Source organism: Robertmurraya korlensis NBRC 107688, from assembly GCF_001591645.1.
Taxonomy (GTDB): domain Bacteria; phylum Bacillota; class Bacilli; order Bacillales; family Cytobacillaceae; genus Robertmurraya_A.
Window position 1 is genome coordinate 77,959 of the sequence record NZ_BCVH01000011.1, and the last position, 13,864, is coordinate 91,822.

14 protein-coding genes are annotated in these 13,864 nt (G+C 33.5%); 12 read left to right on the top strand and 2 right to left on the bottom strand.

Annotated features, from left to right (window positions below; translation table 11 throughout):
• Positions 1–429 precede the first annotated feature (429 nt).
• From BKO01S_RS24425 to BKO01S_RS15255, 6 genes are all read left to right on the top strand, one after another.
• Complete coding sequence (locus BKO01S_RS24425) at positions 430–1,146, top strand: hypothetical protein (protein ID WP_157077388.1); 717 nt, start codon at positions 430–432, stop codon at positions 1,144–1,146.
• On the top strand, positions 1,130–2,026 hold the full coding sequence (locus BKO01S_RS15235; protein WP_066055779.1) for a glycosyltransferase family 2 protein: 897 nt from the start codon (positions 1,130–1,132) through the stop codon (positions 2,024–2,026). The genes BKO01S_RS24425 and BKO01S_RS15235 overlap by 17 nt, the downstream gene beginning before the upstream one ends.
• Complete coding sequence (locus tag BKO01S_RS15240) at positions 2,013–2,894, top strand: glycosyltransferase family 2 protein (RefSeq protein WP_066055782.1); 882 nt, start codon at positions 2,013–2,015, stop codon at positions 2,892–2,894. Before BKO01S_RS15235 ends, BKO01S_RS15240 begins: the two co-directional genes overlap by 14 nt.
• 57 nt (positions 2,895–2,951) lie before the next feature.
• On the top strand, positions 2,952–3,767 hold the full coding sequence (locus tag BKO01S_RS15245; protein ID WP_066055785.1) for a glycosyltransferase: 816 nt from the start codon (positions 2,952–2,954) through the stop codon (positions 3,765–3,767).
• A 64-nt stretch (positions 3,768–3,831) separates the two neighbouring features.
• Positions 3,832–4,797: a glycosyltransferase family 2 protein gene (locus tag BKO01S_RS15250; RefSeq protein WP_066055788.1), complete on the top strand. Its 966-nt coding sequence runs from the start codon at positions 3,832–3,834 to the stop codon at positions 4,795–4,797.
• 102 nt (positions 4,798–4,899) lie between these two features.
• Positions 4,900–5,817 (top strand): glycosyltransferase family 2 protein, encoded by a 918-nt coding sequence (locus BKO01S_RS15255; RefSeq protein WP_232311251.1) that lies wholly within the window; start codon positions 4,900–4,902, stop codon positions 5,815–5,817.
• Between the two features lie 53 nt (positions 5,818–5,870).
• Here BKO01S_RS15255 and BKO01S_RS15260 read toward each other — a convergent pair whose 3' ends face one another.
• Together BKO01S_RS15260 and BKO01S_RS15265 are read right to left on the bottom strand one after the other, a co-directional pair.
• Positions 5,871–7,145 (bottom strand): flippase, encoded by a 1,275-nt coding sequence (locus tag BKO01S_RS15260; protein WP_066055794.1) that lies wholly within the window; start codon positions 7,143–7,145, stop codon positions 5,871–5,873.
• Positions 7,146–7,336: 191 nt separating this feature from the next.
• On the bottom strand, positions 7,337–8,323 hold the full coding sequence (locus BKO01S_RS15265; RefSeq protein ID WP_066055797.1) for an LCP family glycopolymer transferase: 987 nt from the start codon (positions 8,321–8,323) through the stop codon (positions 7,337–7,339).
• A 231-nt stretch (positions 8,324–8,554) separates the two neighbouring features.
• Here BKO01S_RS15265 and BKO01S_RS15270 point away from each other — a divergent pair, with 231 nt between their 5' ends.
• The 6 genes from BKO01S_RS15270 to rfbC all read left to right on the top strand — a co-directional run bounded on the left by BKO01S_RS15270 (position 8,555) and on the right by rfbC (position 13,854).
• The gene (locus tag BKO01S_RS15270) at positions 8,555–9,340 is read left to right on the top strand and encodes a glycosyltransferase family 2 protein (protein ID WP_066055800.1); all 786 of its coding nucleotides are present in this window, start codon (positions 8,555–8,557) and stop codon (positions 9,338–9,340) included.
• 51 nt (positions 9,341–9,391) lie between these two features.
• The gene (locus BKO01S_RS15275) at positions 9,392–10,726 is read left to right on the top strand and encodes an O-antigen ligase family protein (protein WP_066055803.1); all 1,335 of its coding nucleotides are present in this window, start codon (positions 9,392–9,394) and stop codon (positions 10,724–10,726) included.
• Positions 10,727–10,742: 16 nt separating this feature from the next.
• Positions 10,743–11,579 (top strand): glycosyltransferase, encoded by an 837-nt coding sequence (locus BKO01S_RS15280; protein ID WP_066055806.1) that lies wholly within the window; start codon positions 10,743–10,745, stop codon positions 11,577–11,579.
• A gap of 13 nt (positions 11,580–11,592) precedes the next feature.
• On the top strand, positions 11,593–12,294 hold the full coding sequence (locus BKO01S_RS15285; RefSeq protein WP_066055810.1) for a glycosyltransferase family 2 protein: 702 nt from the start codon (positions 11,593–11,595) through the stop codon (positions 12,292–12,294).
• A 109-nt stretch (positions 12,295–12,403) separates the two neighbouring features.
• The gene (gene rfbA, locus BKO01S_RS15290; RefSeq protein ID WP_066055812.1) at positions 12,404–13,276 is read left to right on the top strand and encodes a glucose-1-phosphate thymidylyltransferase RfbA; all 873 of its coding nucleotides are present in this window, start codon (positions 12,404–12,406) and stop codon (positions 13,274–13,276) included.
• A 17-nt stretch (positions 13,277–13,293) separates the two neighbouring features.
• Entirely contained in the window at positions 13,294–13,854 is a 561-nt protein-coding gene (rfbC, locus tag BKO01S_RS15295; RefSeq protein WP_066055817.1) for a dTDP-4-dehydrorhamnose 3,5-epimerase, read from the top strand.
• Positions 13,855–13,864 lie beyond the last annotated feature (10 nt).

The window sequence follows — 13,864 nt, forward strand, 5'->3', positions numbered from 1 at the left end:
GGATTCATTAGTGTAGGTATTGTTCTTGTCTTTGCCTTTTCGGCTCTTTTTGTTTTAAACAACATTTTAAAAAGTGAAGGCACAATTAAAAAGCTTTTTATATTGAATATAGCTTTTTTAATAGTATTGGTCCCTTACTCAATTTTTCTTAAGGGAAATGATCTAGGCATTGCTTTAAGGTTTTTTATTATCTTAGTATTAGTCCTAACAAGCTTCTTCCTTCCTAGAAAGAAGTTTTTTGTGAATGCTTTCCTTGTAATAGCAACTCTCCATAGTTTATTTATAATTATTTTTGAATTGTATATTGTTTTCTTTTCCGACCCAGCTTTTCAAACCCATATTAGGAACACCGTTTTACATTTAGGGCTAGGGGATATTTATACCTATAATGGATACTTCTATAGAATTCAGATAAAAGGTAATGCAATTTTGCCTATTGCTTTTCTTGTAAGTTTATTCGCAATTACAGAGAAAAGGTTAAAAGTTACTGTAGCGACGATTCTGTTTCTAGGGACGTTTATTGCAGGAAATCTTGCTTTCCTTGTAGCGATTGCTGCGTACTTCCTTTTTTATCTATTTATATACCTTTTTAAGTTACTACGTTCAAAAAGGGAAATGGTGAAGGGAAAATTCTTTAAAGATGTAAAAAGGACAGTCATTAGTTTGACTGTTTTGATCAGTTTCACACTTGCTATTTGTATTCCCATGTTTAATTATTTAAACGATGTTATTGTAAGAAAATCTGAATATTCCATCCCAGCAAGGTTTGATCAAGTAGAAGTTCTATTTGATGATTTGTTTGAAAGTCCATCATCGGCTCTTTTCGGACAAGGATTAGGTAATACACTCCAGGTTGAAACAGAATATAGAGACTATACGAATAATACGTACTTTGAATTACAAACCTTATATATCCTAAATCAAGTGGGAATACTATATATGATTTTGTTTGTCATTACTAAAGCTTTCTTTGTATATAAGTTTTGGAATAATTCAAAGGTTTATGTCCTATATGGATGTTATTTATTGTATGCTCTATCAAACCCATATGTATTTGATACTACAAATATTATTATCTTAATAGTACTAAGCTCGCTAAATAAATTACTAACAAAAGAGGGTACATTTAATGAGGGAAAAGTCTAAAGTTTGTGCAGTATTGGTAAGTTATAATCCTGATTTGAAGGAACTTAAATCGAATCTTTTGTTAATAATTAATCAGGTTGAAAAGCTCTTTGTCGTGGACAATAGTGAACGTCCACTTAATATTGATGAAATTACAAATATCAGTTCTAAAATTGAGTGGATTTCGGTAGGGAGAAATAAGGGGATCGGTGCAGCTCAGAACTTGGGCATTCAGTCTGCGCTTAAAGAGAACTTTGATTCTATTTTGATTCTTGACCAGGATAGTACTCCACCACAGAATATGGTAGAGGGTCTCGTTACTGGAATTTCAGATTTAAAGGGACAAGGGAAAAATCCAGCTTGTATTGGTCCGGAGGTTTATAATAAGAACACAAAAGAAGCATACACACCTTTATTAAATAAAGGTGTTTCTTTTGATTCTATTTATATTGAAAAGGACTCAATGATTAGCTCAGGGACTTTGATACCAACGGATGCCATAAGAGAAATCGGTCTTATGGAAGAAGGACTATTCATAGACTTAGTTGATTTTGAATGGTGTTGGAGAGCGAAGGAAATAGGATACAAGTGTTATGTTACAAAAAATGTGAGAATGGGACATATGGTGGGGCAAAAAAATATCACCATAATGGGTGTGTATACTCTACTAGTGCCATCCCCAATCAGGCATTATTACCAATTCCGAAATACTATACTGTTAATGAAGAGAAGCTATGTACCTACATATTGGAAATTTAGAACAGTAATTGAACGAGCCATTGACATGATTGCATATCCGTTATTTATATATCCCCGATCAAATCGGTTAAGATATATACTAAAAGGATTATTGGACGGTCTCTCTGGAAAAAAGGGGAAATTTATTGATGATAAAAACTGAAGACGTTTGTGCAATAATAGTTACTTATAATCCGGATGTAACGGAGTTTATTGATAATATTCAATCTGTAAAGGAACAGGTAGGTCAAATATGTGTTGTAGATAACTCTACGAACGTACGGGCTCAGAATGACCTTAAAAATTTCTCTGATGAACAAAAGTATACTGTCATAACTAATCATAAAAACGTAGGCATTGCAAAGGCTCAAAATATTGGAACAGAGTGGGCCATGCAAAATGGTTTCGAGGCTTTCTTCTACCTCGATCAAGATAGTAAGATTGCTGACCAGACAGTTAACCGGTTAGTAGAACATCAAAAATCTCTAGCCTTAAAGGGCAAAAAAGTAGCGTGCATTGGTCCTTTGGCTTATAACAGAGACAAGTCTGAGGATAGTGTGTATCATACGTATGAAGGAAATGATAGTCAGCTGATTGAAGTGAGTGAAACTTTAAGCTCGGGCATGCTAATTACAAAAAATGTGATAAAAGAAATTGGCTTAATGGAAGAGGAATTGTTTATTGACTTAGTCGATTACGAATGGTGTTGGCGAGCCAAAGATAAAGGTTTCACTACCTATATTGCTTCAGATGTAAAATTAGCTCATCGATTAGGAGATGATCGATTTTCAATTCTAGGAGTGAATGTGGGACTTCCCTCACCCATTAGACATTACTACCAATTTAGAAACACCATAATTATCCTGAGAAGATCATATGTTCCTAAAGGATTTAAAAATAAATATCTATTGTACCTCCCTCTAAAATTTGTTTTTTATGCTTTATTTACTAAAAATAAAGGATTAAGGACAAAGATGATGGTAAAAGGAATTAGGGATGGATTTCGTGGAGTAATGGGAAAAGGTATATAAATTACATCCTTAAAAGACTTACAAAGTCATAAGGAATTATTTTGGAGTTGTTAATAAATGAGTTTTTCGGTATTAATGTCAGTCTATATGAAAGAAAAACCTGAATATTTACAAGCTTGCCTTGATAGTGTATTAAGTCAGACCGTGTTACCTAATGAAATTGTCATTATGGAAGACGGGAAGTTAACGGACAGTTTGTATGAAGTGCTAAATAGGTATAAAGAAGCAAACCCTTCTATAATTAAGTGTGTTAAATTAGAAAGAAACATGGGTTTAGGAAAGGCATTAGAGATTGGTGTTACTGAATGTAAATTTGATCTGATCGCTAGAATGGATTCAGACGATATATGCCATCCAGAAAGGTTTGAAAAGCAGGTTTCTTACATGAAAGAACACCCTAAAGTAGATGTGGTTGGAACTTGGATAGGGGAATTTAGTGAAAATGCTGAGGAAATTGATACGATTCGCAAAGTTCCCATCACTTCAAATGAGGTTGTTGCCTATGCTAAAAAGAGGAACCCGCTTAACCATATGACAGTTATGTATAGAAAAGAGGCTGTTCTTTCGGCGGGTAATTATAAGCCTATGCTATGGAATGAAGACTATTACCTTTGGGTACGGATGCTTGTAAAAGGGATGGAAATAGTAAATATTCCTGAGGTTTTAGTATATGCACGAACTGGTAGCGAAATGTTTAAGAGACGTGGAGGAATTAAATACGTGCAAAGAGACGTAATTTTACAAATAGAGTTTCTTAAGCTTGGTTTTATAAATATAAGTACATTTCTTTCCAATATTGTTATTAGAAGCGTAGTTAGATTACTTCCTAATTCCATTCGAGGACTTTTTTATAAGAGTGTATTACGAAAGTAAATAGTAAAAATACATATTAAATATTTCTGCTACTGTATTAGACTATATTACTAAGGATGATGTTATGAATTCGCAAGATATCAATAAAGTGTCTATTGCCATGTGTACATATAATGGGGAAAAATTTATTAGTGAGCAACTTGATAGTATAATGAATCAAACGAGGCTGCCAGATGAATTAATCGTGTGTGATGATCGCTCAACAGATCGTACGATTGAAATCATTAATACATTTAAGACTAATGCTCCTTTTCCTGTGAAAATTATTATAAATGAAGTACAACTTGGGAGTACTAAAAATTTTGAAAAAGCAATTCAACACTGTAGTGGAGATGTTATCTTTCTAGCAGATCAGGATGACGTTTGGGACTTTCATAAAATTTCTATAATGGAATCAAGATTTGTAGACCCAAAAGTGGGTATGGTCTTTACTAATGCGGAAATGGTTGATCAAGACCTTCAACCTCTTGGCTATAGTCTATGGGAGTCAATCCCATTTACCGAGACTGAACAAGAAAGACTAGTATCAAATCCTCTTGATGTAATGATAAGAAAAAACGTTGTCACAGGAGCTGCGATGGCATTTCGATCATCGTTAACAGATGTTGTTTTTCCGTTTACTAATATCTGGGTACATGATGCATGGATAGCCATTCTCATAAGTTGTTTACGTAATACGAAGGTAGAAATCATTGATAAGCCTTTAATAAAGTATAGGCAGCACGCTAATAATCAATTAGGGGCAAGCAAGAAAAATCTATCTGAACAAATTAGTCAGGCAAAGAAAAAAGAAAAGAAGCTAAACATAAACTTTAATGAGGTTATTAACCAAATAAAAGAGTATAAAATAGATGTTACAGAAGATACGATGCGTAAGCTATCAGAAAAGGTAAAGCATATGGAATTTCGCAATAGCCTACCGAAAAATGCCTTGGTTAGAGCAGGTAAAGTAGTAGCAGAGGCTAGCACATTAAGATATAATCAATATTCGAATGGATATAAGACAATTCTAAAAGATCTCTTTTATTAGGTTCTATTCATATTTAACGTTCCTTTTTTGAAAAATAAGGCATGAGTTTATTTGACTCCTGCCTTATTTTTATAATAAAAAGGGGATTTGGAGGTTATTCGTTTGAAAAAGGTACAAGTATTAATGTCTACCTATAATGGTGAGAAATTTGTAAAACAACAATTGGATAGCTTAATGGCCCAAGATTATTCTCCGGTAGATATATTAATTAGAGATGACGGTTCAAAGGATTCAACGATCTCTATTATCAATGAGTATAGTAAAGGGAATCCGAATATTACTCTAATTAAAGGTGAGAATAAAGGAGTTATAGCCAGTTTCTTTGAACTTGTCAAAAACAGTGCCTCTGATGCAGAGTATTTTGCTTTTTGTGACCAGGATGATGTTTGGAAGAAAACTAAAATTTCAAGAGCCGTTGAATTACTAGAACGAGAAGATAAAAATCTTCCGTTGTTATACTTCTCCCGATTAGAGCTAGTAGATGAAAATTTACATTTTCTAAGGCAGTCACAAATTCCTCCTCGGGGTCCTGCATTAGAAAATGCATTGATTCAGAACATAGCCACAGGATGTACCATTGTATTTAACAAAAAAATGAGAGATTTGTTTTTATTACACCAACCAAACCCTTTAAACATAACAATGCATGATGCTTGGTTCTATCTGTTAGGTACCGCGTTAGGCAAAGTGGTTTACGATGAGACTGCTAATATATTATATAGACAGCACTCATCTAACACGTTAGGTATGGCAAATAATAAAATGAAAAGTGCAATGGTAAGATACCGGAATTTTAAAAAAGAGGGGAAGGAAAAACCTTATACCAAACAAGTGAAGGAATTCATAAGATTACACGAAGCACAGCTTAGTGAGTCTCAAATACAGGTCATTCATAACTTTTTAAATAAAAGGGATTCTCTATTAAAAAGGGTTGATTACGCAAATAATACTCCGTTGTTTCGTCAGAATAGCAGAGACTCTATCATATTTAGGTTGCTATACATTTTAAATAAATACTAAAAAAGTGATGAAGGTGGCAAACTGCTTGCCATTTTCATCACTTTTTTTAAAAGTTACTGATTACTCTTACTGGCTAATTTAGGCATCCAAATATGAATTCCTTTTTTCCATAAAAATATTGCCATTAAAAGTGTCGCAAAGACTTCTGTTATTATTGCATTCCAGGCCGTCCCGAACTCCTTATAAGTAGGAATCAATAGTATCATTAAAATAATACTTAATATGCTTGAAACGATATAAATTCTAGAAAGCTGTTTCTTATAATCGAAGTTAATCATTGTTAATATTCCAAAGATACTTGCCCAACCAAGCACTAGCGGCATAGGTGATAAAATTTGTAACAATGGAATAGTTGGTTTATATTCAGGTCCCAAGCCTATTACTACTAGTTGTTCAGCAAACACACCAACTAGAAGGGATAAAGATCCCATACTTATAGTAACGATGATAAACATTTTGTTTAAAATCAATATAGCTCTCTCTCGTGACTCTTGAAGTGCTTTGCTAAGGAAGGGATAAATGGTTTGTATCAATGGTGATACGGCACTAGCCACCGCTTTAACTACCTTCTCAGCACTTGAATAATAACCAACGATTGTATTGGAAGCAAAAAATCCAAGGATGAAAATATTGCTAGTCGTGTATAGACTTGTTACTACATTAGAAAGGAAGATGTGCCATCCTTCCTTAAGTTGGTGAACAATATCGTCTTTTGATGGCTTTATGAATTTTATCTGGTGCTTCACAATTATGATGTAAATAGCAACAATTCCTATTGTTATAGAACCTAGAGAATTTAAGATAGGGACAATCAAAAAGTCTGCTTTTTCCTGTACCAAGATAAAAATCCCAATGGTGAAAATTGACTTTGAAATAACGTTTAATATTGAAATAATTTTCATTTTTTCAATCCCTTGGAAATACCAAATAGGAAAGGCGATATTTCCTATTACCATACCAAATGTTATGAAATAAATGATACTATTCTCATGAAATTTTGGGACTAGTAATACTAAAAAGATTAAAACGATTAAGCTAACAATGGCAAGTGCTATCCGGATTAACATGACTGTAGAAAATATTTTCGATAATCTGTTTTTATTATCTCTGGCCAAAGATATATCTCTGGTTGCAACTAAATTAAAACCATAGTCAGTAAAAAGTATAAAGTACTGTATAAATGCCTGGGCAAAGCTGATAAGTCCAAACTTGCTTGGTCCTACCACTTGTAATAGGTATGGCAGTGTAACCAAGGGAAGTACGAAGTTTAAACCTTGAACACTTGCAAGGGACAGAAAGTTAGATATAAGTCTTTTTTTGGTAGACATGCTGTGTATAAATTCTCCTTTTATTAAAATCCATAGAAAAAATTCTGCTAAAAATACTGCCACGTAACATTATATACCTTTTAGCCTAACGACAGCCACTTTGTTTATAGAATTTTGGTTGCATTTTCAGTATCTTCTGTTGTATTTTAAAGAACAAAAAACCACCTAGCTATTAGGTGGTTAAAAATTTATTAATAATCAGAGCTTGCAGTTACTGTATCATTGGGCAATTCAAGGTGGGTACGAAGGTCATTAGATAATGTTTGTCTAGTACTATCATCCACTAAATAGTACCAAACACCATTACTTAATATTTTCCCCTCTCCTTCGATTTCAACCTTTTCAATTGATTCTGCAGCTGCAATATAGCTCTTCTGAATATCAATTATTTGTTTTAAAGTTAGGTTCGTTTTAATATTTCCTTGAAGTGCCTCAAGAATATCTTCGTAGTTAGTTAAAGCTTTTAAAGATTTCCCTTTAGCAATAACCTTAGAGATTACTTCTCTTTGTCGTTCCTGTCTACCGAAGTCCCCACGTGGATCTTCTTTTCTCATTCGAGCATATTGTAATGCCTCTTCTCCAGTTAGCTTATGGTAACCTTCTGATAAGTAAACACCATCTAATTCAAACTCATACTCATTATTTACCTCTATACCACCAACTGCATCAACAATGTCTTTAAATCCCTGCATATTTACTTCTGCATAATAATCAATTGGGATGTTAAGGAAGTTTTCAATAGAAGTGATAGACATTTCTATCCCGCCAAATGCATAGGCGTGATTCATTTTATCAATTGTACTATCGTCAGGGTCCTCAGGGTCAATTAAATCAGCTCTAGTGTCCCTTGGAATACTAACAATTTTTGTTGATTTTGTAATTGGATTGATTGTCATTACTATCATGGTATCTGTACGACCACCATCACCTTCACGTTCATCTACTCCTAATAAAAGGATAGATATAGGATCTTTCTCAACAAACTCTGCTTGTTCTTCTCGTTTTTCTGATACTTCTCTCGAAATAGGATTGTGCATTTTATCAACTGCACTAGCCATATTTGAATAAACATTATATGCAAATACCCCAATACCCACCAATAAAAAAGTGAATACTGTTAATAGGATTCTAATTACTCTTTTTGTTTTTCTTTTTTTTCTTCTTTCTCTGCTATCCATATGAGATCCCTTCTATATAAGGTATTTAACAGCTAAGAACACATTTAATTAAAATTATAATATTGACCTATGAAAAGATGCAACAAGAAATTGTTAACAAGGCTACAAATGTAAGAAACATGGTGGTATAATAACAGTTTGTAAGAAGATGACTGATTTAAACCCGAGACGAAATTTAGAAATATCAGTGTTTTTTACTAGGAATAATCTAGATGAAATGAGTGGGTAACAGTGAATAAGCCAATCTGTACAATTAGTATTGTAACATATAATAGCCAACATATTTTTAAAGTTATTGATAACATAAAAGAGGAATTTGGAACAGATAAACGCTTCAAGATTGTTGTTTTTGATAACAATTCAAACGCTGATTATAAAAAAAAGCTAGAAGAATATCGTGATTTTGCAGAAATTACTTTTAATGACGAGAATAAAGGGTTTGGGTTTGGACACAACTTTAACTTATTACAAGCAAATGAAACATACTTTGTTGTATTTAATCCAGATGTTATTTTAAAGAAAGAACATCTATTAGATATGATCAATGAAATGGAGAAGGATCGTTCGTATTCTTTGATGGTCCCAAAGGTGCTTAATTCTGATGGTACTAAGCAGCATTTAATAAGAAATCGTGTTTCTGTTTTTGATTATGCATTGAGATTTATACCGTTCAAAATAGTTAAGAATATTTTTCATACTAGACTTTCTACATATGAGTGTAGAGACATTTCAGATGATATCTTATCTGAGGTCCTAATCGGTTCAGGCTGCTTTATGTTATTTAGGGGAAGTGATTTCAAAGCTGTAGGAGGCTTTGACGACCGCTATTTTATGTATTTTGAAGACTATGACCTTTGCCTCGAGCTTAATAAAAGGGGAAAGAAAATAATCTATAACCCTTTTGTGTCAGTTATTCACTATTATGAGCGAGGGGCCCATAAAAATTTCAAACTGTTTAAGATTTTTATGGGCTCCATGTACAAGTTCTTTAATAAATGGGGCTGGAAATGGTATTAATACGCTATAACTGAGTGAAAATGCTATTCTAAACTAGAGGAGTTATTGATGATGAATAGGTTTGAAAAGATTCTTTTAACAGTATTTTTTCTTGAAATATTTATTGGTGGTGGGGGGAGGCTCATTGAATTTGGACCTCTATCCATTCGACAGGTTCTCTTTGTGTTATTGTTGGTTACTTTTTTGGTCCGTATAGTAAGAGAAAAAGCAATCTTTAATAAAGAGATAAATACGATGGTGAATTTTAATATGGTTTCAGTAGCTATTTATGCTCTCCTTACTTCTTTTGTAGTAAGCTCGGTCATTGGTTATTTGAATCATCACTCAATTTCTGTCATTGCTATGGACTTTTTTAGAGTATCTTTTTTCCTTTTATATTTTCCATTAGCCTATTATATATCGGATCAGAGGTTTTCAAAAAAAGATATAGTAAACATACTTAAATATGGGTCGCTTATTGTAGCTTTATTTACTATAGCTGTCACAATACTTGGAAAGACAATCTTCTCCCAAAACTTTGGTGTGTACTATGAATTCATCAATAAATATACAAAAGGAGATTTATTCTTTAGACCTAGTAATAGTGTGTTTCATAAAAGTCACTTTTTTGTATTGATTGGTTTAGTTATTTCATTAAATGCACTGCTATCTAAAAAGTACTCAAAACTAGATATATTAAATGTAATCTTTTGCGCTATATCACTTATTTGGTCTGAAACAAGAGGATTCTTATTGGCCTTTATGGTTGCTATGATATTCATTATTTTCCTGGATATTAAAATGGTTACGGATCACATAAAAGGAGTATTGAATAAAATAAGAGCAATTCCTAAGAATAAAATGATTTTTAAGAAGATGATAATAACCTTACTATTAGTTGTTGCAGTGCCGTTTCTTTATAACTATATGACTCTAGAACGGTTTGGTGTGGACACAAGTCAGCAAATACAACAACCCGAAGATGAAGAGATAGTTAATGAAGAAATAAATGATGTAAGTGTTAACGCTAGAATGGATTTCATACTAGACTCATTAAATATCCTGAAAAATCCTGTCAATTTAATTATAGGTACAGGCTATGGACAGGAAATTGCAGGTCGTGTAAATGGAATTGAAATGAGTTTCCTAGACATTTTGGTGGAACAAGGGTTAATTGGTCTATCTATATGGGGGATTCTATTTCTTCTGATATTCTTAAATTACCATGTGTATTATAAAAGAAAGGGAGATATTACAACTGTAGATGTCTCATTGCTTGCTGCGTTTGTAGGTGCTTTGCTATTGACGAATATAAATCCTTTCATTAATAATCCAATTGGAATAAGTTTCTTTTTAATATTATTAGTCTTTTCACTCAATAAAAAAAATTCAATGGGTAACCAATAACAAATGAGGTTCTGAAATGAAAATTACATTAGTAGTTGTCTTATACAAAAAAACGCTAATGGAGAGCAAAACCATCAATACGCTACTTAACTCTTCATTTGGCAAGGCAGAACTAAAGGACAGTGTTCAAATAATTATTTACGACAACTCCCCTGAAAAACAATCTGTTGATAGTGAGGTTTTTACTGGGTTGGATGTTAGATATATTCATGACAATCGAAATATGGGATTAGCAACAGCCTATAATTTAGCTCTAGAAAGTTCGATAACACATAAAAGTGAATGGCTTCTATTACTCGATCACGATACAGATATCACTGAGGACTATGCAAATGAAATCCTAGGACTTGAAAAATTAGATGAGAGTGTCGTAGCTGTTGTCCCAAAAATTATTTCTAATGATGTAATGATTTCGCCTGTGTATAGCGAAACACTACGCCCTTTGCAAACGGATAGACCTGACGTTGGCTTGCAGGAAATACCTGTAATGGCGATAAACTCTGGGTCACTTATTAAAGTTGATTTCTTAAAGAAAATTGGAGGTTTTAATCTTCAATTTCCTCTAGATTATTTAGATCATTGGCTGTTTCATAAAGTATTTGATCAAGGCGGAAAGGTCTGGGTGTTACACTCAACTTTAACGCACGATCTATCAGTAATGGACTACAATCAAATCTCGCTGCCAAGGCATAAAAGTATTATAGACTCGGAAGTGTACTTTTATAAAAACTTTAAGACGAGTATGTATAAAGACTACAAAGTAATTCTTGCCAAACGAGCTATCAAACATCTCTTAACAGTAAAAAATAAAAAAATTGCCCTCTACTCGTTAAAAAAATTGTTGTCCATGTAGAAAGGATAATCGTATGAAAATCTCTGTTTGTCTTGCTTCTTATAATGGTGAACAATTTATTGTTAGACAGCTGGACTCTGTTGTAAAACAATTAAAAAAAGATGATCAAATAGTGGTTGTAGATGATGGTTCGAATGATAATACAGTTCAACTATTAAAGGAAACGTACGGGAATAGAATTGAGCTTTATATTAACGAAAAGAACCTCGGACCCATAAAAAGCTTCGAGAAAGCAATCTCACTGGCAAAAGGGGATATTATCTTTCTATGTGATCAAGATGATATATGGGAGGATAATAAGGTTCAGAAGGTACTTGAATGTGTGAGAGAGGAAGATGCTTCACTAGTTATTCATGATGCCTATGTAGTTGACTCTGGACTTAAAGAGATTAATCCTTCTTGGAACGAGTACAACAACAACCATTCTAAAGGAATAGTCGCAAATATTATAAAAAACTCTGCTACAGGTGCCTGCATGGCCTTTACAAGAGAATTAGTTCCTAGTATTCTTCCTTTTCCAAAAAGTATTGAAATGCATGACCAATGGATTGCTTTAGTATGTATGAAGAGACAGAAAAAGCTCGTGTATTTAAAGGATAGGCTAATTAAATATGTTAGACATGGTAGCAATGTAACAGGTATGAAGAAGCGGACGCTTAATCAACAGGTTAAAGGAAGGTTGGGTGTCATAAAGGCGATTATTACCTATAAATGACATTATTGATTATAGTTGTAATTTGTTGATAGTTTTCATTATAATGGTTTAGGTGGTTAAATGTAGCTAATATATATTGTTTTTCGTATTTATAAAAGGAGTGTTGACAATGAAAGGTATTATACTTGCGGGTGGTAGTGGGACAAGACTATATCCATTAACGAAGGTTGTGTCAAAACAGTTATTACCTGTTTATGATAAACCAATGATTTACTATCCTCTTTCTATTCTTTTATTAGCTGGAATTAAGGATATATTAATTATATCTACTCCTCAAGATATCGGGAGATTCGAGCAAATTCTAGGTGATGGTTCTGACTACGGAGTAAATTTCCAATATGCTGTTCAACCTGAGCCAGGTGGTCTTGCTCAAGCCTTTTTAATCGGTGAAGAATTTATCGGTGACGATAATGTGGCCTTAGTTTTAGGTGATAATATATTCTACGGTCATGGTTTAACAGACTTATTGGTTAAAGCATCTAAAAGAGAACAGGGAGCTACAGTTTTCGGTTATTATGTAAATGATCCTGAGCGCTTTGGTGTTGTAGAGTTTGACAATGATGGAAAGGCTGTATCTATTGAGGAAAAACCAGCTGAACCTAAATCAAATTATGCAGTAACTGGCTTGTACTTCTATGATAATAGAGTAGTTGAGATTGCAAAGAGTATTTCTCCATCTGAACGTGGTGAGTTAGAGATTACTGATATTAATAAAGTTTATCTTGAAATGGGTGAACTGAACGTTGAATTATTAGGTAGAGGCTTTGCCTGGTTAGATACAGGTACACACGAATCATTATTAGAGGCTTCTCAGTTTATTGAAACGGTTGAAAAACGACAATCTTTAAAAATTGCTTGTCTAGAAGAAATTGCATATAGAATGGGTTATATTTCAAAGGAAAAATTACTTGAACTGGCTGAACCATTAAAGAAAAACCAATATGGACAATATTTATTAAAAGTGGCTAAGCAAGGGAAATAATAATTACGAGGTGCATAATGAACGTAATCGATACAAAACTCTCTGGAGTGAAGATCCTAGAACCCAAAGTATTTGGTGATCACCGTGGGTATTTTATGGAAAGCTATAATAAAAGTCTATATGATGAGCTGGGATTGAAGTTTGATTTTATTCAAGACAACCAGTCACTTTCTGCACCTGTTCATACACTACGTGGTTTGCATTTTCAATTAAATCCAAAGGCGCAAACAAAGCTTGTACGTTGTGTGACAGGAGCTATTTATGACGTAGCTGTAGATATCCGTAAAGGTTCCCCTACATATGGTCAATGGGTAGGCGTAGTGCTTTCCGAGCATAATAAACGTCAACTGCTTGTACCGAAAGGCTTCGCACATGGATTCTGTACATTAGTACCAGATTCTACAGTTGCCTATAAGGTTGATGAGTATTATTCTCCAGAGCACGATGGTGGGATTGCATGGGATGACCCAGCGCTTGCTATTGATTGGCCGACTACAAATCCAATCTTATCTGAAAAAGATACAAAACATCCAAGATTAGCTGAAGCAACAACTTTGAACTTTGTTTTTGAGGAATAGGAGGAAGAAC